A 23,674-nucleotide genomic window follows, 5' to 3' on the forward strand; every position below is an offset into this window, starting at 1 on the left:
GAGTTGAACTATGATTCAAATTAATTGTTTTAATTATAACTATGAATAATATGGGATTGATTTGTGGCTGATTTTAACTGGAAAGGAATTGACCTTAACTTATTGATTGCACTGCAAGCTCTGTATAAAACCAACAGTGTTAGTAAGGCGGCTGAACGTTGTTATGTCAGCCAATCTGCGATGAGTCATAGCTTACAAAGACTGAGAAAGTTGTTTGATGACCCTTTGTTTGAGCGGGTCGGTAGCAAGATGGAAGCGACCGACCGAGCGATTGAATTATCAAGCACCGTCGATGCCTTACTCAATACCATTCAGTCAGAAGTACTGTTGTCTAAATCGTTTGATGTAGCAACCTATAAAGGCACTTGGAAGATCGGACTTACCGATTATGCAGAGCAGATGTTCGCTCCAATGTTGTTTGATCTTATTAAGCAATCATCGCCTTATTCTCAAGTGACGTTATTCAATGTCAATCGAAGCAACTATCAACAAGTGTTTGAAGACGCTAAGCTCGATATCGCGATCGGTAGTTTTGGTGAGGTACCAAAGCCTTATCGAACAAAGCATTTGTATACAGAGCAACATGTCTGTTTGTTCGATCAGTCGGTTTTATCTATTGAACAACCTATGTCTTTAGAGCGGTTTGTGTCTGTAGAGCATGCGCTTGTTTCTCCTGCTGGGGCTCTAAAAACGGGTGTTGATATTCGATTGGCTGAGCTAGGTTTCAGTCGAAAAGTCGCTATATCTTCAAGTAACTTCTTGACAGTAAAGCGGTTAATTCGTGGCAGAGAGCTGTTGTGTATTGTCCCTAAACTCGTTGCACGCAATGATACTAATACAAAAGAAGCTTTAGTCGCGGTGAAGCCACCTATCGATGTTCCAGATTTTGATATACAGCTTGTCTATCGCAAGGCAAAGCATCTAGATGATAAAAATAAATTACTTAGAAAGTTGATTGCTAAAGCTATTTCATCTGTGATTAGTGAGTAAATTTATGAGCTGCGGTTTGTCGTTAAGTTTGTCCAAATTATCCCTAAAAAAATCCGGTTAATTACCAGAACGTGACTATACTTAATTTACGACTCAAAGCAGTCGTAAAGAATAGGCTTTTTGATTTACCTAAGTAAAAAAATGGTTATATCCTCATGATATAGCTTAAAAAACTACCAGGCTAAACGGACTTAGTTGGTCTTGAAGCGCTAGCTCCCCCTAGCGCTTTTTCTTCTTTCAATCTCTATTCCGGTAATAGGCTATGAATTTTCTTCAGGAGTTGCTCTATCTGTTGTTTTTCATAGTGAGCCGTAACCTTAGATTGACTACTCTCTCTGGGAATCAGTGTAGTTTCAATATGTTGTTGCAGTAGGGAATCTTGTGAGTTGGCGCTGAGCTTCTCTGCAAGTACTACGGCTTGTTGACCTATTGTAGTGAAATCTTGTTTGATTGTGGTGAGAGGTGGGTTAAAGAACGCACTGTCTTCGATGCCATCAAAGCCGACGACTGCAACCTTTTCTGGTACTGGAATCTGCAGTTCTTGTAGCGCGCGTAAAACCCCTAATGCCATCTGATCACTCGCCACTAACACGGCATCAAATACGGCTTGTTTAGCGATAGCTTCTCGAACACCAAGATAACCACTTTCCGCCTGCCAGTTTCCTTGATGCTCAAATTGCACCTTACATCCCGTATCTGATAGTGCTGCCAACCAACTTTGGTGACGGATCTTTGATGCACTGGATTCACTAGGGCCTGTGATCAGCAAGTAATCTCGACGTCCACTTTCTATTAAATGCTGAGCGGCCATTGTTGCGCCTTTAGCATGGTCACCGCATATGTAATTGACGTGTGTGTCTGAAGGGACATCAATGAATATAAGGTTCAGGTGTTGATACTGCTCGACCAAATACTCAGCTTCAACTTTAGTTAGAGGAACGTTGAGGATAATACTGTCGACCTGTTGGGCGAGTAATTCACGAATAGCTTCTCGTGTACTGTCGACGGTTGATTCAGAGACGACAGAAAATGTGGTGCCGTAACCCATATTGTGAGCTTGCATTCGCACGCCATTTGCGATCATTGCTGCGCCATGCAGTGCCATATCGAGAGTGACTAAGCCAACGCTGGTGGACTTGGCTCGACTGAGCATTTGAGCACCTTTATTGGGTACATAACCAAGTTGCTTTATGGCGGCGTTAACCTTGTTGCGGGTGGATTCCGCGACGTCTTGTGAGCCATTGGTTACTCGAGATACCGTCTGGGTGGATACCCCTGCCAGTTTTGCTACGTCTTTGAAGGTGATACTCATCGCTCTGCTCATCGAATATTTTAGAGTGAAATAAGCCTACCGAAATTTACCAAACTAAACTCTGCTCACTCTCAAATAAATGTCTTTTAAAACATTAAAAGTGTTTCCGGAAACAGTCGATCTTGTGCAAGTTTTTCGAATGTTAAAGCCAATTTACATCACGATTTTGTGGGTTTTGGATACTAATCTGGCGTGATGGGTTCATTGTTATTCCTATATTATGTTTACGAAAACAATAGAGATTAGTAATGAACGAATTTATTCACTTAAAGAGTAAAAACCATAGTTTGATCATTAAATCAGGGCGTGTTCCAGAGGTTTTGCATTGGGGGGCAAAGATCGCAAGTATTGATGAAGATCTTCTGCTTTCGACAGAGAGACCGATTTCCCAAGCGCGACTTGATGTGGATGTGCCTCTCTCTCTTTGTCCTGAGTTAGGCAGTGGGCACTTTAACGCTCCGGGCATTGAAGGTCATAGAGAAGGGCTTGATTGGGCTCCCGTCTTTAAGACAGTTCGTTACGATGCTCAAGAGCAAGAAGTGAGTTTCCTCCTTGAAGACAAGGTTGCTCTGCTGGAGATTAAGGTTGAGATCAAACTGGATTTCGAATCTGACGTCGTCCAAAAGCGTGTAACCGTCACCAATAAAGGCAGCAATAAATACTACTTGAACAAGCTTTCTTCAACGTTGCCATTGCCGAATCATGCTAACGAGCTTATGACGTTCCATGGCCGTTGGTGTCATGAGTTTCAAACGCAACGTCAGCGTTTTGAACACGGCGGCTTCATGCAAGAGAACCGTCGCGGTCGTACTTCACATGAAAACTTCCCTGGCATGTTTGCAGGCACTCAAGGGTTCTCAGAGCAACATGGTTTGGTATGGGGATTTCATTTGGGCTGGAGCGGTAACCACCAAATGCGCGCGGATGTTCGTAGTGATGGTCGCCGCTTTGTTCAAGCGGGAGAGTTATTGCTAGCGGGTGAATCGATTCTAGAACCAGAGGCTACTTATCAGACACCTTGGCTCTATGGTTGTTACAGCAATTCGGGCTTGAACGGTATTGCTCAGCGTTTTCAGCAATTTGTTCGCGACAACATTATTAAATTCCCAACCGAAAAACCTCGTCCCGTTCATTTAAACACATGGGAAGGGATCTATTTTGATCACAAGCCTGACTACATCATGAAGATGGCAACGGAAGCGGGCGTGATGGGCGTTGAACGTTTCATTATTGATGATGGTTGGTTTGTGGGGCGTGATGGTGAACGTACCGCACTGGGCGACTGGTATTTGGATGAGGTGAAATATCCAAATGGCTTAGAGCCTGTGATTGAACATGTAAACCAACAGGGTATGGAGTTTGGCCTTTGGGTTGAACCTGAGATGGTAAGCCAAGATTCTAATCTTTACCGAAATCATCCTGATTGGGTGCTTGGTTTACAAGGGTATCATCAACCATCTGGCCGTTGGCAGTATGTGTTAGACCTACAAAATGAAGCGTGTTTTAACTATTTGTATGAACGCCTCAATGCGCTGCTGACTCGGTACAACATCACTTATTTAAAGTGGGATATGAACCGAGAGTTGGTTCAACCTGGGCATCAAGGTAAGGCTGCGGTGCATGGTCAAACTAAAGCGCTATATCGCCTTGTTGATGAGTTGAATCTAGCGCACCCAGAAGTCGAGATTGAATCTTGTTCTTCGGGCGGCGGCCGTATCGATTTTGAAATTCTAAAACGAACCCATCGTTTCTGGGCATCGGATTGTAATGATGCCTTAGAGCGCCAAGCCATTCAGAAAGGCATGAGTTACTTCTTCCCACCAGAAGTGATGGGGGCGCACATTGGCCCAGCAGAATGCCACTCAACCAACCGTCGTCACAGCATCAATATGCGTGGTGTAACTGCACTCATGGGGCACATGGGTGTTGAGCTTGACCCTGTTAAAGAATCACCGGAAGAGAAACAAGCATTCTCACATTACATTTCACTGCATAAGCAATTTCGTCATGTTTTGCATTCTGGTCGTAGTTTCCGAATGGATCCTTCGGACAAAAATCAGAACATTTATGGCGTTGAAAATGACGATGAAATGCTGATCACCGTGTGCCAATTAGCGATGCCTGAGTATGCTCTGCCTTCGCCACTTCGTATTAGCTGCGTGGAAGACAATGCGATGTATCAAGTGAAGTTAGTGGACATGCCAAAAACCAGTTTCCAATTGATGAAACAGCGCCCCCAATGGCTCGACAAAACGTTGGCCCTGAGTGGCGATAACCTCAAGGAAATTGGATTGACCTTACCGATTCTAGACCCAGAGTCAGCCTTGATTGTTCATCTGAAAAAGATATGAAGCGCTAACTATGAGTACCCCTACAAATAAAATTCTAAATATAAAAATATAATCGGCAGCGAGGAATTGCTGCCGCAATAACTAAACTTAAGGAAAACAAAATGTCTATTACAGTTCTGCTGTCATTCTTGTTATTTACTGGTTTTGTTGTCGCGTTTACCTACAACAAAGTTAAAAATGACAAGAACACCTCACAAGACGGTTTCTTTCTCGGCGGAAGAAGCTTAACCGGTGGTTTGATTGCCAGCTCCCTAATTTTAACCAATTTAAGCGCGACTAGCTTTGTTGGCATGAGTGCACAAGCTTATACCCACAATATGAGTGTCATGGGTTGGGAAGTGGCGTCTGGTGTCACTTTAGTCATCATCGCTCTGATGCTGGTACCGCGTTACCTGAAGCAAGGGATAACGACGATTCCAGACTTCTTAGAGAGCCGTTACGACATGTCGGTGAAGAAGTTTGTGACGTTACTTTTCTTGTGCCAGTACGTCATCAATATCTTGCCAACCACACTTTATGCCGGTGCCGTTGTTTTGGGGGAGATCTTTGATGTTCAAGCTCTGCTAAATATTTCAGAGTTTAGTTCAATAGCCCTTATTTCGGCGACGATTGGTCTACTTGGCTTCTTTTACGCGATTTATGGCGGCCTAAAAGCGGTTGTGATTGCGGATACGATTAATGGCGTAGGCCTGATTGTTGGCGGCATGATGATCCCCGTGTTTGGTTTGATGGTGTTGGGCGAGGGCAGCTTTGGTGCTGGCTTGGATATTCTGCTTTATGCAGCGCCAGAGAAACTGCAATCGGTTGGTACAGAGACTGATCCACTGCCGTTCTCAACCTTGTTTACAGGTCTTCTACTTGTGAACCTTTACTACTGGGGTACGGATCAATCAATCATCCAGCGTGCATTGGGTGCTAAGAACTTAAAAGAAGGTCAGAAAGGGGTAATCCTTGCGGGTGCAATTAAGGTTATTTCTCCGTTGTTCCTAATCATTCCAGGCATCATTGCATTCCACATGTTTGGCGCAGATGCCGGTAACCCTGACACCATGTACACGCGCTTGGTAAATGAAGTGTTGCCTAAACCATTAGTCGGTTTCTTCGTCGCGGTTATGTTTGGTGCCATCCTAAGTACGTTTAATGGTGTGCTTAACAGCTCGACCACTCTTTTTGCATTGAATGTCTACAAGCCTTTGTTTGGTCAAGGTAAAACGGATGAAGAACTGGTGGGTAAAGGCCGTATCTTCGGCGTTGTGATCGCGATTATCTCTGTGTGTATTGCACCGTTCATCATGTATGCCCCTGAAGGTTTGTTCCAATACCTACAAATGGTAGCGGGCTTCTTCAGCGTGCCAATTTTTACGATTGTGTTTGTTGGTTATGTCTCTAAACGTGTACCTGCTGTGGCGGCTAAAGTTGCTTTGGTGGTGTTTGTAAGTTCATACGCTGCGATGCAGTTAGTGTTCAAAACGCCCATTCACTTCTTACACCAACTGGCGATTCTGTTTGTTGTATGTACGGCGTTGATGTTCATTATTGGCTACTTTATGCCACGTGAAGATGATTATGTGATGCCTGTGAATGAAAACATTGATGTTACGCCTTGGGCGTTCCGTTTCGAAGCTTCAGCGATCATTCTTTACATGGTGCTGGGCGCTTATGTGATGTTCTCTGATGTTGGTTTTGTATCTGATGATCCAACCATTATGCAAGTGTACGGTGTGTGCGGCATTGTGATGTTGTTCGGAATAGCTGCGCGATTAGCAAAGCGCAAGAAAGCCGTTGAAGCTGCCGCATAACCTTAATAGAGCCTGCCATTAGTTCCTTTAGAATGAGCTTTATAAGTAAAAGGATCATCGTAGGCCAATAACTAAAAGGCATCTCAATCGTGATGATTGAGATGCCTAACATATTGTCTTTATGATTGGTTATTGTCTGGCTATTTACCACTTACAAAGAGAATCTAGTCCATTTCTTCGCTCGCCAGCGACGAACCATAATCAATCCGCGGAACCATTCATCCATCGCGATCGCCATCCACGCGCCTAATACGCCATAACCCCAATGCACACCAAGTAAATAGCTCATCGCAACGCCAATGCCCCACATGCTAAGAATGCCCATTTTGATCGGGAACTTAATATCGCCTGCGGCTTTTAAGCAAGAAATGAAAATCAGGTTAAATACGCGACCAGCTTCTAAAAGTATCGAGCCTGCGATGAGTGCGGCAGTCAGTGCGATGATCTCTGGGTCTTGAGTGAATAAATCCAAAATCTCGAATCGGAAAATATAGACCACGCAGGTAATGGTGATAGAGGCGATAAAGCCTACTACAAAGTATCGTTGTACACGGTTGGCTATCTCATCTATCCAACCTTTACCAATGTAATAACCCGTTTGGATTTGGCTACCTTGGCCGATGGCTAAGGAAAAGGCAAAAGAGAGACGTGCGATGTTTTGTGCGTAAGTAAACGCGGCCAGTGAAGACGTTCCCATCTGCACCACAAAGAAGGTAATACTGATTTGCGCCATGTTGTAAGAGAGTACTTCTCCAGCATTCATAGAGCCGATCTTCATGATTTTTTGATAGATAGCTTTAGGCACAGATTTGAACTGTTTCATCGGTAGGTCAATGCCTTTGTTTCTTACGACACCGATTAAGATCAATAAGCCGATCACTTGGCTAATAACCGTCGCCGTTGCAACCCCTTGTACGCCGTACACTGGCAACCCGAAAGGTTGGTAAAGTGCGCAGTAGTTGCCGAAGATGTTGATCACACCTGCAATCATGTTGATGACCATCGGTGATTTTGAATAGCCATGGCTGCGTAGAATCGTGGTGAGAACGACACCTATCGTGACATTAAAGGTGAGAGCACCACTGATAAACAGATACTCTTGAGCGTACTGTTCGACTTGAGCTTCCAGTTGGTAGAGCGGAATAAAATATTCAGCACCAAGAATCGCAATAATACTGAGTAACACACCGGTAATAATGGCCAAGATAATGCTCGCCACGCCCACATGAGCGCTCTCTTGAGTGCGAGAGGCACCGTTGTATTGTGCGATTAGGATGCCTGTACCGCTGCTGACCATGGTTGAGACGATGATCAGAAAAAAGGATATCTGAGAGATAACACCAACGGCAGACACGGCTTTGTCTGAGTACCCCGATAACATGAATACATCACTGGTGTTGAGTGCGGTTCTTAGAAGAACTTCGATAAAAATTGGCCAGGTGAGCGCAACGATTCCCATGCGTTTATTTAGGGTGGAATCAGCATTAGGCATTTGGGTTTTCTCAGAAAGGGGTAAGCGACACTATAGTTTAGCCATTATTGAGTAAACGACTATCAAATTAATGTCCGGATAGCTATTAAGGGTAAATAAAGTTCGAATAAGCCTTCAGAGGCCAACATTTAGGTGTGAGTTATGAAACTTTTGAGAGATGTTTCATAAGGTAAAGAGGAAGAAAGTGGAAGCGTTTAACTACTTAAAAGTGGCACAAGAAATGAGTTTGAAATGAAGCGGTAAAGCTAGCGACATCGAGCTAGCTCTACCGTTTTTAAAGTTTAGTTAATACGCTGACCTTCAGCATCAAACAGATGGCAATCTTTTGATGCGAAATTTAAATTGAGAGACTGATAGCGTGCGACTTCCTGATCGCCAGGTAGGTGGACCTTAAAGCTATCAACACCACATGATTGGCCAAACATGTAAGTGCTGTTGCCAAGCCTTTCTACAACCTCGCTTTGGAACTCAATCGTGATATCTGACTCGCCATTGATCTCCAAATGTTCTGGTCGAATACCAAGAGTCAACTTTTGTCCTTCGGCAAGGCCATCACTTGGCAATGGTAGAGTCATTTTATTAAGTCCATTGACGGTCAGTTGGGCATGAGTTTCTGAGGTACTGTTCACGATACACGGTAAGAAGTTCATTTTCGGAGAGCCAATAAAGCCAGCCACAAACTCATTTTGTGGAGAATGATACAGTTCGAGAGGTGAACCGACTTGTTCTACTCGACCGTCTCTTAGTACTACGATCTTGTCGGCAAGCGTCATTGCTTCGACTTGATCGTGTGTTACATAAATCATGGTATTTTGTAGATCTTGGTGCAATTTGGCGATTTGTAAACGCATATCGACACGAAGTTCAGCATCTAAGTTTGATAAAGGCTCGTCGAATAAGAACACTCTTGGGTTGCGAACAATTGCTCGACCGATAGCAACACGCTGACGTTGTCCACCCGAAAGTTCTTTAGGTTTACGTTTCAACAAAGGGTCTAGTTGAAGCGTTTTCGCTGCACTGGTGACTTGTTTCTCGACGACTTCTTTAGCTACCCCGTTCATTTTCAGGCCAAAGCCCATGTTTTCTTCAACCGTCATATGCGGATAAAGGGCGTAGGACTGGAATACCATCGCCACACCACGTTCTGCAGGATCGACATCGTTAACCAGATCATCGCCAATATGGATCTCACCTTCAGTAATCTCTTCCAAGCCAGCAACTAAGCGTAAGAGAGTTGATTTACCGCAACCAGACGGTCCAACGAATACTACGAATTCGCCGTTACTTATTTCTAGATCAACACCATGGATCGTTTGAACATCACCATATCGTTTGATGACCTGTTTTAAGCTGATATCAGCCATGCTCTCTCCTTGCTTCGTTGGACTGCATCTCTTTGCCTTTAAAACATACGCTTTCATCAGAAATTTGTTAGGTGCCTCGCATGATTTATTGATCGTGGTCATATAAATTTGGCGATCTATACTGATTTTTGTGGAAACGTTTACAAAAACAAAACATAACTGTGCGCAATGTTATCAATAAGCCTAATATTTGAACGTAATTACTATAAATGCTGCGTTGCTCGATTAAATTTAGAAACCTAGGTGGAAATTAATCAAATAGTAAATGAAGCTTTTAATACAAGGAATTTCGGGAAATGGAGCAATCTGTGAAAACGATATACCCAGAAAATCGCATCCCATCGGCGAAAAAGAAAAGGCGCATTAGTTCTAAGGTGTCGCCTTGGCTGTTTTTGGCGCCAGCCATCGCTATCTTCTCTCTCTATGTTATCTACCCCATCTTGGACAGTATCTGGCTGAGCTTCTTTGAGTGGGATGGGTTAGGCGAAAAAGAGTGGGTGGGGCTTGAGAACTATCGTGAGCTATTTGACTCAGATGCTTTCTATACTTCGTTAACGAATAACTTTCTTTGGTTGATCTTCTTTATGCTCGCGCCACCGTGTGGCTTGGCGATTGCCCTTTTCCTCAACCAACAAGTGAAAGGCATTCGTGTCGTTAAATCCTTATTCTTTTTCCCCTTTGTTATTTCTCAAGTGGTGGTCGGCCTAGTATTTTCTTGGTTCTATGACCCATCATTTGGCCTTTTCAACATGGTATTGGGTGCCTTCGGTTTTGAGCCCGTTTCAATACTTGCTGATGAAGACTATGTCACCTACGGAATCATTGCCGCTGGCCTATGGCCACAAATTTCTTACTGCATGATCTTGTATCTCACTGGGTTGAATAACCTCGACCCAGAGCAATTAGAAGCGGCGAGATTGGATGGTGCAAAGAAGTGGCGCATGCTCTGGTACGTGGTGTTGCCTCAACTAAGACCCGCGACGTTTATTGCTGTGGTCGTGACCGTGATTGGTGCCCTACGTTCTTTCGATTTAGTGGCAACCATGACGGCGGGTGGACCTTGGGGCAGCTCGACGGTACTGGCGTATCAAATGTATGAAGAGTCTATCTTTAACTATCGAATGGGTTACGGTGCGGCGGTTTCTGTGGTGCTGTTTCTGATTATGGATATCTATATCGCTTACTTCTTGTGGCGCATGTTAAGGAGTGAAAAATAATGTTTCCGCAACCAATTCAAAAAGCCGGTCGCTTTACTAATATCAGCTACCGAGTGGCGTTACCTATCTCGATCGTGATGTGGTTGTTACCGCTTATCGCCGTGATGATGACGTCGATTCGTTCAATGGATGACATCAACAAAGGTAATTACTGGGGCTGGCCGAGCGAGATTCAATTCATAGAGAACTACACCCAAGTTTTTACCTCGACCTCGATGGGGCAGTACCTAATCAATAGCTTGATCATCACACTGCCGGCGGTCGCAGGGGCTGTCGCTCTCTCGACTCTGGCTGGGTACGCCTTGGCGAAATACAACTTCAAAGCCAACGTTTGGATCTTTGCGATGTTTATTGCGGGCAACTTTGTTCCGTTCCAAATTTTGATGATTCCAGTGCGTGATTTAACCATTGGACTTGGCCTTTACGATACCCATTGGGCGCTGATTTTCTTTCATATCGCTTTTCAAGCCGGCTTTTGTACCCTGTTCATGCGTAACTTTATTGTTGGCATTCCCGATGCGTTAATTGAAGCGGCACGTGTCGAAGGGGTGAGTGAATGGAAAATATTCTGGCATGTGGTGCTGCCTTTGGTTCGCCCAGCTTTAGCGGCGTTAGCTGTATTGGTGTTTACCTTTATTTGGAACGATTTCTTCTGGGCACTAGTACTGGTTCAGAGTGATGACGTTCGCCCTGTAACTGCGGGTTTGAGCTCACTACAAGGCCAATGGCTGGCGTCTTGGCAGTTTATGTCGGCGGGTGCTGTAGTCGCGGCTATCCCACCGGTTGTGCTGTTTTTCACCATGCAAAAGCACTTTATCGCAGGTCTGACATTAGGTGCGACCAAAGGGTAAATAACGAGATAAGAATCGATACACGAATCTAGCAATAGCGACGGCTTTAGTCGTTATTGCTACCGACATCCCGAATGGATGAATCATTGAAGAGAAACTAAAACACGAACAACCCTACGAGAGAAAACAATAAGAATTGGACTTAGAGAGCTTAGCTCCATAACAAGGACCTCAATATGAAATACGTGAAACATATCGCTGCCTCTGCAGTGCTCGCTGCCTCCATGTCTGCAACATCGTTTGCAGACACCTTAGTCATCAACTCAGATGCTTCTGATCCAGCGCCAAAAGAGGCGTGGGGTGAGATCATTAACCGCTTTGAAAAAGAAAACCCAGATATTACGGTTAAGTACAATTTGTACGATCACGAGTCGTACAAAACAACGATTCGTAATTGGTTGGTCACTTCGCCGCCGGACGTGGTTTTTTGGTACGCGGGTAACCGAATGAAAGCCTTTGTTGACCGCGGCCTGTTTGAAGATGTGAGTGATATTTGGACTGACAACAACATGAAGCAAGATTTTGCTTCAGCCGCACCTGCAATGACGGTGAATGGCAAGCAATTTGGTGTGCCATACACGTATTACCAATGGGGCATCTACTACCGCAAAGACATCTTTGAACAGTATGGAATTGCTGAACCTAAAACATGGGATGATCTGAAATCGGCATCGGCAACGCTGAAAGAAAATGGTGTAGCGCCGTTTGCTATTGGCACTAAGTACTTGTGGACTGCTGCGGGTTGGTTTGATTACATCAACATGCGTACCAACGGCTTGGATTTCCATATTCAGTTGATGGAAGGCAAGGTGCCTTATTCTGACGAACGTGTGAAGAAAACGTTCGCTAACTGGGCTGAGCTTGTTGAGCCTGGTTACTATCTAGAAAATCACGCCTCTTATTCTTGGCAAGAGGCTCAACCTTTTTTGTACAACGGTAAAGCGGCGATGTACCTGATGGGGAACTTCATCACGCCTAACTTCCCTGCTGAGTTGGATGGCAAGATGGATTTCTTCCAATTCCCTGTCATCGACCCAAGCATTCCGATGTCAGAAGATGCGCCAATGGATACGCTACACATTCCTTCAAAAGCGAAAAATAAGGAAGATGCACGTAAGTTCTTAGAGTTTGTTGCTCGCGCTGAAAACCAACAGCTGATCAATGAGATGCTGTTACAAATTCCGACCAACAATAAAGCCAAAGCCAAGTCTGATCCGTTCTTAGATAAAGGTGTAGCAATGCTCGCTTCTACCGATGGTACGGCTCAGTTCTATGACCGTGATACCGATCCTGCGATGGCCAAAGAGGGCATGAAAGGTTTCCAAGAGTTTATGGTTCACCCTGACCGAATCGAAAAAATCTTAAAGAAACTCGATAAGGTGAGCAAGCGTACCTTTAAGTAATATCTCAATAGCCGCAGCGGTTCTGGCTGCGGCTTTTCTTTTGTCTCTCTAGGGATTATTGCCAGTGCTGATTCGTTGGTGTTCGTCATTTTTGAATGTTGTGGAGCACTGAGTATCACTTGCAATGATTCACTTTGAACGGTTTATCGTAAGGAACACTCCATGAGAACTTTCTCTCAAATCATCTCTGCCCGTGAATGGGAAAACCAACACATCACTCATCATAACGTTGTTGAGGCTCATGCTCCTTTGAATGGCTACACCTCGTTGGCTGAGGCTGTGGGGAAGAACTCGTCACGCACCTTGTCTCTCAATGGGGTTTGGAAGTTTCAGCTGTTCGATTCGCCTGAGTTGGTCAGCGAAGAGTTTGTCTCTGAGCATTTTGATGACTCCTCATGGAAGTCGATCGCAGTGCCAAGCAATTGGCAGATGCAAGGCTTTGATAAACCGATCTATACCAATGTGAAATATCCTTTCGCTGATAACCCTCCCTTCGTCCCTAGCGATAATCCGACAGGGCTCTACCGAACGCATTTTAACTGCACGGAACCGGAGCTATTAGATACCCATAGGCTGACCTTTGATGGAGTTAACTCGGCATTTCATTTGTGGTGTAACGGGAAGTGGATTGGCTATTCGCAAGACAGTCGATTACCAGCTGAATTTGATGTGTCTGAATACTTGCAAGTGGGTGAGAACACGCTAGTGGTGATGGTGCTGCGTTGGTCCGATGGTTCCTATCTTGAAGACCAAGATATGTGGTGGCTCAGCGGCATCTTCCGTGATGTGACTTTGTTGAGAAAACCTAAGGTCGCCATTGAGGATGTTCGGGTTGAAACTCAACTGGACGCTTGCTATCGAGATGCGTGTTTGAAGGTGTTGACACAAATATCGAAACCAAATCCATTAGATCAAGATAACCAAACTCAACAAATAAACCGAGTTAAAGTCGAGCTGTTTGATGTGCAGGGGCAACTCATCTCTGAGCCTCAAATCGTGGGCTTTGGTGAGCGAGTTGTCGATGAGAAAGGGCCTTGGTCTGAAGTCGCTGAACACCGCATTTCAGTGGTGAATCCGAACAAGTGGAGTGCCGAATCACCTTATCTGTATCGTTGTGTGGTGTCATTGCTCAATGAACATGATGAGCTTGTCGATTGTGAGGCTTACGATGTCGGATTTCGATGTATTGAAATTACCGATAGTTTACTCAAAGTTAACGGTAAGCCGTTGCTGATTCGTGGTGTGAATCGCCATGAACATCACCCTGAATTGGGTCACACCATGACTCGTGAAGGGATGATTCAAGACATCAAACTACTTAAACAAAACAACTTCAATGCCGTGAGAACCGCTCATTATCCGAATCACCCATTGTGGTATGAATTGTGTGATGAGTATGGCCTGTATCTGGTTGATGAAGCGAATGTGGAAACCCATGGTCAGTTTCCGATGTGTCGACTGTCTAATGATTCGTCGTGGTTGAATGCGTACATGAGACGAATGACAAGGCTAGTGGAGCGCGATAAAAACCACGCCAGCGTGATCATTTGGTCGTTGGGTAATGAGTCGGGGATTGGTCGTAATCACCATGCGATGTATCAATGGGTGAAACAAACTGATCCAACACGTCCCGTTCAGTATGAAGGTGGCGGGGCAGATACAGCAGCGACCGATATTTTATGTCCTATGTATGCGCGTGTTGATTGGGATTTACCTGTGGTTGAGAGTCAACCTGAAGTCACTCCTAGAGTGGGTATTCGTAAAGCCATTGCTCTGCCGAACGAACAGCGCCCGCTGATCTTGTGTGAGTATGCACATGCGATGGGCAATAGCCTCGGTAGCTTCGACAAATATTGGGACGCTTTTCGAGATAACCCTAGATTGCAAGGTGGCTTTATCTGGGATTGGGTCGATCAAGGGATTACCAAAACCGATACGAACGGACAGAAATACTGGGGATATGGCGGTGATTTCGGCGATGAGGTTAATGACCGTCAATTCTGTATTAATGGATTGGTATTCCCCGATAGAACGGTTCACCCAACGTTACATGAAGTGAAAAAAGCGCAGCAGTTTTATCAATTCAAGCTGGTGTCTGCATCACCACTGGTGATTGAGGTACACAGCGAACACTTATTTGTGACCAGCAGGGTTGAAACGTTGAATTGGACGGTTACCCAGAATGGTGTGGTGACGTGCGATGGTTGTATCGAATTGATGGTTGATGCGGGGGAGAGTGTCCAGATAGAGCTTAATGGTGTGACTATTCCTCATACGGCCAATGCGCTTAATTACCTCAATCTTGAAGTAGTATTAAATGCCAATACTGCGTGGGCGAATAAAGGTCATGTGACGGCGATTGAACAGTTTAGCTTACCTACTCAACCGCAATTGATGTTGGATGCCAACCTCTCTCAATTTCCACCGAAAGTGACTGAAACCGATGCGCTGCTGACGGTGAGTGGTGATGCTTATCAAGTAGAGTTCGACAGATTATCTGGGACATTAGAGAGCTGGAAAATCAAAGGGGTGGAACAGCTTGCTAGTGGTCTTCGAGATAACTTTTATCGTGCTCCATTGGACAACGATATCGGTGTCAGTGAAGCAAACCGCGTCGACCCTCATTCATGGATAGCACGCTGGCAGGCGATGAGGTTGGATAGGCTCACTCCAGAGTGTATCGAATTTTCATCCATCACTCAGAAAAACGGGGTGTTGGTGACGGCAATCATTGCTCACACAGTGGAAGGGCAGGTTCGTTTGTTGTCGACTTGGCGGTACCAATTATTTACCGATGGTGAGGTTAAGTTAGATGTGGATGTACAAGCGGCGAAAGGTTTACCGTCTCTGCCACGAGTCGGTTTTGAGTTTGCTTTGAAGCATGTACCTGATGGGGTGGAATGGTTTGGTCGTGGGCCACACGAAAACTACCCAGATCGAAAGATGTCGGCACACGTTGGCTTACATCAGCAGAGTATTGAACAAATGCATACCCCGTATATTTTCCCTTCTGATTGCGGCTTGCGTTGTGATGTTCGTGAGGCAAAAGTGGGCGCATTTGAACTGCAAGGAGACTTCCATTTCTCAGTCAGTCGTTTTGGGTTACAGCAGCTACAGAAGGCAAAACATACTTGTGACTTAACCGAACAAGAACAGCTGTTTGTTTATGTCGATGGCTTCCATATGGGGGTCGGCGGTGACGACTCATGGACGCCAAGTGTCCATGATGAATACAAATTATTGAAAGAGCATTACCATTATCAGGTGCGCTTCTATTGTGGTGAGAACGGTCAAAGTACAGCGAATAGAGTAAAAGGATCATAGTAGGTCAAATAGTATAAGTGCTTGTTTATTCGATTGTTTGGCTTCAGATATAAAAAAGGCACTCAACATAACGCTGAGTGCCAAAGCCTGAAATTTGTTAATTCGCAGTATCTTATTGAACCGGTGTATTAATGAATCTCAGAGGACAGGTAAAAAGGTTCGATTTACTCTGCGTCAGTAAAGAAATCGTTGTACAGCATGTATAGGTGAGCGGCACTCCAAGAGAAGTTTGGTGCACCTTGTTGTTCACCAGTCAGTGGGTTGTAGTTCTCACGTATAGGACCGTCTTGCACCAAACCATCGGCGTGGTCGAAGAATGCGCCTGCCATTTCAATCGCATCGTCACGGTAGCCGTAGCTGTCCATGCCTTTTAGACCGAAGTAGAACTGGTCTACCCATACACGTCCACGCCAGTAAATATCTGGGCCAAATGCTGGGCTAGACAGCGCCGCAGTACCTAGTGGAACGTAGGTGTTGAACTCTTCCGTATCTTTCATCACCGTCACTACAGCATCAGCGTGCTCTTGCGTTGCTGCGCCGTTGAACAGTGGTGACCAACCTTCAGGGCCTTTGCCACGCTCGACAATCGGTTTACCCGCACAGCCGTTTGCTAATGGTTTGTCTTCAATGCGAATGTCGTAGAAGAAGTTAGTGCCTTCGTCGAACATACAGGTGTTGATGTAGTTCGATAGGTGCTCCGCTTTTTCACGGAATTCTTTCGCTTCTGCGTCTTTACCAAGAATGTCAGCCATTTCTGCTAGGTACTTGTTATCGCTGTACATGTAGCTTGCTTGGTCGACAGACTCTTGCAGCAATGAGTAGCCCAACAACGTGCCATCTTCTGCGCGGTTTTGAGCGAACTCAACATCCCAATCGCTGCGCTTGCCGCCATTCGCGACATACGCGTCTAATTGATCTTTATCGATGAAACCAAATGCGGCTGCATCGTCACGACCTGATTCCCAAGACGCTGCCGTTTGAGCTGGGCTTTCGATGTAATCGTAGTTACCTTCAGCCACGACTTTATCGAGTGCAGCTTGGCCTACGACGGTTTCATGTTTATCACCACGAACTACGGTGAAGTACATTTCACCTTCAGGTGTGTTGTGTGCTTTGTCACGTGCTGCGCCGTATTCCGGAACACCGTTGCCGTTGTTATCACGGTTGCGTAACCACCAATCATGGTATGCCACGAGCTTTGGATACATCTCTTCAAGCCAAGCTTCGTCGCTGGTGGTCTTGTAGACTTCCATTACTGCCCATGCCGCTAAGCTTGGTTTGGTATTACGTTCGTTCCAGTTGCCACCGTCGCCGCCACGTTCTGGGCTTAGGTTGTAAGCCAATAGATCGGGCACGTAGCCTTCATCCCAAGGGCGAACAGCGTCGTCAGCCTGAATTTGGTAAGCGAACATCGCGCGGATGTTGTCTTTCGCTACGTCTGGGTTGAAGTGAGCCATTGCGTAAGCTTGCTTCCATGTGTCCCACGGCCAAGTTTGGTTGCCCGAGAACCAACGTGCGGTCACTGATGGCGTGACTGAGTCAAACTCCATCGCACCTGCAGCGCCACGCCAGTTACCGTTTAGGGTTTCCATCGCTTTAACAGCAACACGTTCTTGTTCTGGTGTCGCGTTCGGGTTGGTTAAACCCATCTCAAGATAGCCTTCCCAACGCTCTGCAGATGCTGCTAGGAAGTCAGTCGGGTTTGCCATGATCTTTTTGATTTCAGGCTGTTCAGCTTGTGCTTCTTCTGCCGTTAGCACATGCGAGTAAGTGGTGTAGATGGTGGTCGATTCTTCAATGTTTGCCGTTGAAGTAAACGCTAAACCATCCACTGTGGTTTGTGTTGGAATCGATTTGTGAACTTGGTACTCAGACTCACCTGAAGTCAGCAGATCCCAAGTTGAACGCACTTTACCAAAGGTGACCTTCAGGCCATCGTCGGTTGCGACGATTTGACGGTCATACTCAGGGTAAGTTTCAGCGATTGTTTTGTCGGTTTGTGCCACGCCTTCTTTCGCATGGGTCTTTTCTAGCAGTTCACCATCCCACACCAATTCAACAGGAGAGTCGGTAGTGATTTTGGTTTCTAGCAGAGAGGTACGGTTTGAAGCAAAACGCATCGTCATTTCTACGGTCACATCGTCAGATTTTAGCGTCTGAACCAATGCGCCCGGTAGGCTGTAAGCTTCCATAGTGAAAGCCACTTTTTTGCCGTCTTTGAACACGCTTAGGCGGTCGAAGTTATCAGCCATGAAGTTGATGTATTCTTCGGTAAGCAGCGCTGTACCTGGGAATCCGCCCATGCCTTCTGCACTGTCTGGCAGCAGGTGACCGTGCCATGCACCTAGGTCGAAGAATGGGTTAAAGCGTTGGTGGTCATCGAAGTCGTAGTCACGCATGTATTCAGGTGAGCCAGTACGGTCGATAACGTTCTTAAATTCGTTGGCTTGCAGTTGCTCTGTGTCAGAGCCTGAGCCAGAGATTGAGTTTGAAGCACAACCAGCAACGACAAGGGCTGCACCGATAGCGAGAGCTGCGAATGATTTATTCAGTTTCATGATCAATTCCTGTTATTACCAGTAGAAGTATTGCATTGCGAACACCTGAGCGTCGCCGATTTCAGTGTCGCTGCCTACGCCAAAGCGGCTATCGAAAGCAGTCGCAAACGCGCCGTTGCCGTATTCATACCAAACGCCAGCATTGATGTAAGAGGTGATTTCTTTGTCGCCATTGTCACCGTCAAAGTTTGCGTAGTTGTAGGCTGCAGATAGGTAAACGCCTTGTGCCGCTTCGTACCATGCACTGGTTTGAATACCAGACTCGCTACCGAAAGACTCTTGGTTGCCTTTATCGGTATCGTGCCAAACTCGAGTGGCGAAGTTTTTGTACTCAGCACCCAATAGCAATAGTTCGCCACCATCGTTGCTACGAACTTCACCGCCACCCATTAAGGTTAAGTCGTCGGTCAGATCGTATTGGAGGTAACCATTGACCATGGCGTTCTTATCTTTCCATTGGTCTGCGAAGCTGTCGTATTTACCGAAGTGAACGAGAGCATCGTCTTCAGAGAAGTCAGACTCTGGCGCGAAAGAAACGCTGTAGCGAAGCTTGCCTTCTAGGTTTTGAATCTTCACACCAAGGTGCACGTCTCGCGTGTTTGAGATTGCGTAGCCGTATTCAACCGTAGGGTCACCCCACCATTGAACGTCATCCAGTGACGAGTCCATACGACCGACAATAAATTCTGTTTTTGCGTCGGTGCGGTAGCCAGCGTAGAAGCGGTTAAAACCACCTTCGAAGCCGCCCCAGCCGTGGCCTGTTGCCCAAGCATTGCCTTCGTCGTCGGCTTGTACTGTCCAGCCTTCCATGTAAGCAAGACCAAACCAATTACCGTGCTCGATAGCCAAGCCTGCTTCAATGTAAGTACCGTCTGCGTAGCGGCCTTTATCATCACCTTCTAGTGCCACGTGACCACCAAGGCCAAGCTCACCATAAAAGTTAAATAGGGTTTCAGTTTCTGTCTGAGGAGGCTGAGTATCACTGTGGTTTGCTGCGGACTCTTCCGCGTGGGCAGTGGCACTTAAGGCAGCAAGAATACAGCTTGTAATAAGAGTGTTTTTAGTAAAACTACTTTTCATTTTAATCACTTCTGTGTCGGGGTTATAAATGAAGGTTCGCAAGCAGTTCTGACTTCTAATATGGGGTGCTCTTCAAGGCGTATTGGTCAGGTTACTTACGATCGCAAAACCAATATTAATGATAATTTTGATGTTTAAAATTAATTAGGCTTAAAAGTGTGATCTGTTTTTAGTAAATATTTACTTTGTTTTTATTTTGACTTTCAGTTGAATTTGCAGAGGTATGGCTAGGGTTGTAAGTATTCGGAAGGTGAATTATTTGATGGGTGGTTAGATTGTTGGTTCGAATGCTTTGTTTCTTGAATGGCTTTGATTTAATCGAGATGGTTAGTGGAAATGTACCGACAAATAAAAAGGCACTCACCAAATGCGAGTGCCTGAAGTTTAAATCATAGTATAGGGGAAAACTAAGCGTTCGCCGGTTCCGGTTTTGCCTCTAGTTTTTTCTCTTCTGGAGATAAGCTTTTTTCATATTTGCCGTACTTCCACCACGCGTAGCCAAGGAAGATCACAATCCCGCCCACGTTGTAGAAGATGATGGTCATGATGTCAGCACCTGTTGGGAAAGTAGACGCAAAGAAACCAACAGTGAAAATGCCGATCAGAATAGAGACCACGGTAATGCCTGTCATACGTGAGCCCATTCTGAAATCACGAGGTAAGTGATCCAACTTCAAACGTAAATTAAGGTACGCGATCATGATGAATAGTGGTGGCAACATCGATGCTGCAGCCGTCATGTTGATAATGGTACTCATCAGATCTTGTACTGTATCGGACGCTAGTGTCGGAATGAACATCAGTGGAATCACAATCAAGAACTGAATCCAAGCCGCACGTTCTGGAACGCCTTGTTTGTTTAGAGCGACCGTTTTCTCACCGAAGATACCTTTAGGGATTTCAGAGAAGAAAATCTTAACGGGTGTCGCTGTCCACATCAGTAGAGAGCCCAGCATCGCCGTGAATGAAACCACGCCCACAAAGCGATTCATTAGGATTTCAGACAACCCAAAGTGTCGTGCTAGCCCTTCGAATACCTGCACTGAGCCGCCAGTAAATTTAAGCTCTTCTCGCGATACAAATACGTTTGCTAGTACTGAACCCACCGAGTAAAGCGCACCAATGAAGATACCCGCGATGATGATTACTTTAACGAAAGACTTGTGACCGCCTTTGATGTCGTTAACGTAAACCGCTACCGATTCTGCACCGCCAGCCGCCATGAAGATCCAAGTGATTACGCCAAGGAATGCCCAGTTAAAGCTTGGTGTCATCGCTTCAATGGTGATTGGGTCTGCTGGCTCGATACCACCGATCAAAGCACCGCCAGACAACAAGATGTAAGACATTGTTAGCAACAACATAAGCGACGATGTTAGTGAGGTGATGGGGCCTAGTAGTTTCGCGCCATTGTTTGAAATGTGCGTAGCAATCGCAAACAAAATGGTACTGAGGATCGCCGTGGTGATTGGCGTGAATATGTACTCAAACCCTAAGAACGCATACGACGCATAAGCGATGATTCTAGGCAGCAGAGAGGTGAAGAAGAACAGATTAACAAACCAGTAGGTATAAGCCGAAATAAACGCCCAGCGGCCGCCTAGAGAGCTTTTAACCCAAGAATAAACGCCCGCTTCAGAGTTTTTATTCAGTGACACAAACTCTGCGACGATCAAACAAAAGGGCACAAAGTAAAAGATGGTGGCTAGAAAGAACATCGGTGCCGAGGAAAGGCCGATCTCGATGTTGTTGTTAATGATGTTGTTGAAGCTGTATACCGCCGCGAAGGTCATAGACAGTAGGGCAAACTTGCCTATCGTACTGCGTTTATTTTCGGACATTATGTTCTCCGGTGAATCACGTTGATGATCGTTATAACTTGGTCCTAGAGAGGGAGGCTCTAGGCCGCACTTTTATTGTTATGTTGGTTTGGCAAACACCCGCTTTGTTTTGTCAGGGTTGGCTCATTGTTGTTTTTATAGATTTACGATCGGACTTCTTATCGCTTTTATTCCTTGATTTTCAGTAAAGTTATTACCAAAACAAAGAGTTAAAGGTTAAGAGGTTCATCAAAGAGATTGTTTGTTTCATGAACGACGATTTGTAAGGCTTGTAGGGGCTTTTTGTCGTTTTTAAATATGAACTCTTTCGTCTCTTCAGCAAGAAGATTAAAGATTAAGCGGCGGGAAGTTAATCAAAATTGATCAAATATGTGACCTTGAGTAAATAAATTTAGTTAATATTTTACCTTTGTTTTTGTTCGGGTTTTATTACGATTTAATTAACGTTTTTCGTGAAGTGAACCCTTGACGGAATGGCGTTTTTATTTTCGGGTGTTGGTTTTTAATTGTCTGATTTAAAACAAAAAAAAGCGCCATGGTAGGCGCTTTTGAAATTGGTTCTAATGCTGCTAAGTATTACGATTGCTTAGCCGCTTCTAGCTTTGCATCTTTACCTGCTTGCTTCTTTTCAAAGCGAGAGATCCACCACCAAGCGATAGCTGAGAATACAGCCGTCATAAATACATTGACGAAGAACGCTTGCATTAGGTCTACACCTGTTGGGAATGCTGATGCCGTCATGCTGACAACAAAGATACCGATAAGTACTGACACAACAGACATACCTTGAACTCGAGTACCCATGCGGAAGTCACGTGGTGTATCGTCATGCTTCAAGCGGAATACAAAGTACGCCACCATGATGAAGATAGGCGGTAACATTGCGGTACCTGCTGTTAGGTTGATTGCTGTGTTCATCATGTCTTGCACAGACTCAGAACCGAAGCCGTTAACCACTAGCATTAGGAATACGAACGCAAACTGCCACCATGCTGCGCGTACTGGCACACCGTGTTCGTTAAGCTCAGTCGTCTTCTCACCGTAAACACCTTTAGGGATTTCAGAGAAGTGAATTTTTACTGGAGCTGCTGTCCACATCATCATTGAACCGAACATCGCAACGAATAGGATAATACCGACGAAGCGACCCGTTAGAGATTGTGAAATGTCGAAGTAGTTCGCCATACCAGTGAAGATTTCAACCATGCCGCCAGCATAAGTGAGTTCATCACGTGCAACGAATACGTTTACTAATAGAGAACCGACTGCGTACATGATACCGATAGCGATACCCGCGCTGATGATCACCTTGATGAAAGACTTATGACCACCTTTAACATCGTTTAGGTAAGCGGCTGCGGTTTCTGCACCACCGGCTGCTTGGAAGATCCAACACATGATGCCTAATGTTGCCCAGTTGATGGTTGGCGTCATTGCTTCAAGCGTGATTGGCTCTACAGGTTCATGGTTACCACCGAGTGCCATCATGGCGCCGATAACGTAAACCGCGAACAGTGCAAATACGCCGTATGCCACGATCTCTGCAATCTTACCTAACCAGCTCGCGCCCTTAGTCGAGATGTGCGTTGCCGCCGCAAATAGACCAATTGAGATTGCCGATGTCACAATAGGAGAGAAGGCGTACTCGTAGCCAAGCATCGCGTAAGACGCGTATGCGATAACGTTAGGTAGCAGTGATACAAACCAGAATAGGTTAACGAACCAATAGAGGAATGAACCTAAGTAGGCGGCTTTTGACCCTAAAGGTTGTTTAAGCCAGTCATACATGCCTGACTCAGAATTTTTATTTGCTGATACGAATTCAGCAATAATGAATACGAATGGAATGAAGTAAATAAGAGTCGCAAGCAAAAAGATAGGGGCTGAACTCAATCCCAATTCGATGTTGTTATTTACAATGTTGCGAACGTTAAATACCGCTGCAAATGTCATGGAGAGCAAGGCAAATTTACCTAACTTACCGCGTACAGATTCAGACATAGTGTCCTCCAAGGGTCACGTAATTATAGTCGTTATTTCTTTAGGCTTCCTTGTAGGGAAGAAGCGTAAAGGCGTTGTGCAGTGTGACTGA

General features: G+C 45.3%; 14 protein-coding genes. 7 read left to right on the top strand and 7 right to left on the bottom strand.

Going from position 1 to position 23,674, the window contains the following annotated elements; genetic code table 11:
• The first annotated feature begins 63 nt into the window (after window positions 1-63).
• Window positions 64-990, top strand: coding sequence for a LysR substrate-binding domain-containing protein (locus AC3CHU_RS03195; protein WP_171329114.1), 927 nt, complete (start codon window positions 64-66; stop codon window positions 988-990).
• 244 nt (window positions 991-1,234) lie between these two features.
• On the opposite strand, the gene AC3CHU_RS03200 is transcribed toward AC3CHU_RS03195, so the two are convergent.
• Entirely contained in the window at window positions 1,235-2,302 is a 1,068-nt protein-coding gene (locus tag AC3CHU_RS03200) for a LacI family DNA-binding transcriptional regulator (RefSeq protein ID WP_488525061.1), read from the bottom strand.
• A gap of 248 nt (window positions 2,303-2,550) precedes the next feature.
• Here AC3CHU_RS03200 and AC3CHU_RS03205 point away from each other — a divergent pair, with 248 nt between their 5' ends.
• Entirely contained in the window at window positions 2,551-4,653 is a 2,103-nt protein-coding gene (locus tag AC3CHU_RS03205; RefSeq protein ID WP_488525062.1) for an alpha-galactosidase, read from the top strand.
• 101 nt (window positions 4,654-4,754) lie between these two features.
• Window positions 4,755-6,452, top strand: coding sequence for a solute:sodium symporter family transporter (locus AC3CHU_RS03210; protein WP_171308107.1), 1,698 nt, complete (start codon window positions 4,755-4,757; stop codon window positions 6,450-6,452).
• Window positions 6,453-6,603: 151 nt separating this feature from the next.
• Here AC3CHU_RS03210 and AC3CHU_RS03215 read toward each other — a convergent pair whose 3' ends face one another.
• Together AC3CHU_RS03215 and AC3CHU_RS03220 are read right to left on the bottom strand one after the other, a co-directional pair.
• Entirely contained in the window at window positions 6,604-7,944 is a 1,341-nt protein-coding gene (locus tag AC3CHU_RS03215; RefSeq protein WP_488525063.1) for an MATE family efflux transporter, read from the bottom strand.
• Window positions 7,945-8,225: 281 nt separating this feature from the next.
• Window positions 8,226-9,308 (bottom strand): ABC transporter ATP-binding protein, encoded by a 1,083-nt coding sequence (locus tag AC3CHU_RS03220; protein ID WP_017087456.1) that lies wholly within the window; start codon window positions 9,306-9,308, stop codon window positions 8,226-8,228.
• A gap of 296 nt (window positions 9,309-9,604) precedes the next feature.
• Here AC3CHU_RS03220 and AC3CHU_RS03225 point away from each other — a divergent pair, with 296 nt between their 5' ends.
• The 4 genes from AC3CHU_RS03225 to AC3CHU_RS03240 all read left to right on the top strand — a co-directional run bounded on the left by AC3CHU_RS03225 (window position 9,605) and on the right by AC3CHU_RS03240 (window position 16,103).
• Window positions 9,605-10,525, top strand: coding sequence for a carbohydrate ABC transporter permease (locus AC3CHU_RS03225; protein ID WP_017095500.1), 921 nt, complete (start codon window positions 9,605-9,607; stop codon window positions 10,523-10,525).
• Entirely contained in the window at window positions 10,525-11,376 is an 852-nt protein-coding gene (locus AC3CHU_RS03230; protein ID WP_004734435.1) for a carbohydrate ABC transporter permease, read from the top strand. The genes AC3CHU_RS03225 and AC3CHU_RS03230 overlap by 1 nt, the downstream gene beginning before the upstream one ends.
• 176 nt (window positions 11,377-11,552) lie before the next feature.
• Window positions 11,553-12,779 carry an ABC transporter substrate-binding protein gene (locus AC3CHU_RS03235; RefSeq protein ID WP_488525064.1) on the top strand — a complete coding sequence of 409 codons (1,227 nt, stop codon included), beginning with the start codon at window positions 11,553-11,555 and terminating at the stop codon, window positions 12,777-12,779.
• A gap of 162 nt (window positions 12,780-12,941) precedes the next feature.
• Entirely contained in the window at window positions 12,942-16,103 is a 3,162-nt protein-coding gene (locus AC3CHU_RS03240; protein ID WP_488525065.1) for a beta-galactosidase, read from the top strand.
• Window positions 16,104-16,267: 164 nt separating this feature from the next.
• Here AC3CHU_RS03240 and ygjK read toward each other — a convergent pair whose 3' ends face one another.
• From ygjK to AC3CHU_RS03260, 4 genes are all read right to left on the bottom strand, one after another.
• Entirely contained in the window at window positions 16,268-18,661 is a 2,394-nt protein-coding gene (ygjK, locus tag AC3CHU_RS03245; protein ID WP_488525066.1) for an alpha-glucosidase, read from the bottom strand.
• A 15-nt stretch (window positions 18,662-18,676) separates the two neighbouring features.
• On the bottom strand, window positions 18,677-19,741 hold the full coding sequence (gene ygjJ / locus AC3CHU_RS03250; protein WP_488525067.1) for a protein YgjJ: 1,065 nt from the start codon (window positions 19,739-19,741) through the stop codon (window positions 18,677-18,679).
• Window positions 19,742-20,148: 407 nt separating this feature from the next.
• The gene (locus tag AC3CHU_RS03255) at window positions 20,149-21,582 is read right to left on the bottom strand and encodes an amino acid permease (protein WP_017080740.1); all 1,434 of its coding nucleotides are present in this window, start codon (window positions 21,580-21,582) and stop codon (window positions 20,149-20,151) included.
• A 576-nt stretch (window positions 21,583-22,158) separates the two neighbouring features.
• Window positions 22,159-23,583 (bottom strand): amino acid permease, encoded by a 1,425-nt coding sequence (locus AC3CHU_RS03260; RefSeq protein WP_004734429.1) that lies wholly within the window; start codon window positions 23,581-23,583, stop codon window positions 22,159-22,161.
• Between the last annotated feature and the right edge of the window lie 91 nt (window positions 23,584-23,674).

The organism is Vibrio sp. QJM3NY_39, from assembly GCF_057785895.1.

What these genes read in the sequence shown, in the direction of transcription:
- AC3CHU_RS03200 (WP_488525061.1), bottom strand. Translation starts at nt 2,302, where the DNA reads ATGAGTATCACCTTCAAAGACGTAGCAAAACTGGCAGGGGTATCCACC.
- AC3CHU_RS03205 (WP_488525062.1), top strand. Translation starts at nt 2,551, where the DNA reads ATGAACGAATTTATTCACTTAAAGAGTAAAAACCATAGTTTGATCATT.
- AC3CHU_RS03210 (WP_171308107.1), top strand. Translation starts at nt 4,755, where the DNA reads ATGTCTATTACAGTTCTGCTGTCATTCTTGTTATTTACTGGTTTTGTT.
- AC3CHU_RS03215 (WP_488525063.1), bottom strand. Translation starts at nt 7,944, where the DNA reads ATGCCTAATGCTGATTCCACCCTAAATAAACGCATGGGAATCGTTGCG.
- AC3CHU_RS03220 (WP_017087456.1), bottom strand. Translation starts at nt 9,308, where the DNA reads ATGGCTGATATCAGCTTAAAACAGGTCATCAAACGATATGGTGATGTT.
- AC3CHU_RS03225 (WP_017095500.1), top strand. Translation starts at nt 9,605, where the DNA reads ATGGAGCAATCTGTGAAAACGATATACCCAGAAAATCGCATCCCATCG.
- AC3CHU_RS03230 (WP_004734435.1), top strand. Translation starts at nt 10,525, where the DNA reads ATGTTTCCGCAACCAATTCAAAAAGCCGGTCGCTTTACTAATATCAGC.
- AC3CHU_RS03235 (WP_488525064.1), top strand. Translation starts at nt 11,553, where the DNA reads ATGAAATACGTGAAACATATCGCTGCCTCTGCAGTGCTCGCTGCCTCC.
- AC3CHU_RS03240 (WP_488525065.1), top strand. Translation starts at nt 12,942, where the DNA reads ATGAGAACTTTCTCTCAAATCATCTCTGCCCGTGAATGGGAAAACCAA.
- ygjK (WP_488525066.1), bottom strand. Translation starts at nt 18,661, where the DNA reads ATGAAACTGAATAAATCATTCGCAGCTCTCGCTATCGGTGCAGCCCTT.
- ygjJ (WP_488525067.1), bottom strand. Translation starts at nt 19,741, where the DNA reads ATGAAAAGTAGTTTTACTAAAAACACTCTTATTACAAGCTGTATTCTT.
- AC3CHU_RS03255 (WP_017080740.1), bottom strand. Translation starts at nt 21,582, where the DNA reads ATGTCCGAAAATAAACGCAGTACGATAGGCAAGTTTGCCCTACTGTCT.
- AC3CHU_RS03260 (WP_004734429.1), bottom strand. Translation starts at nt 23,583, where the DNA reads ATGTCTGAATCTGTACGCGGTAAGTTAGGTAAATTTGCCTTGCTCTCC.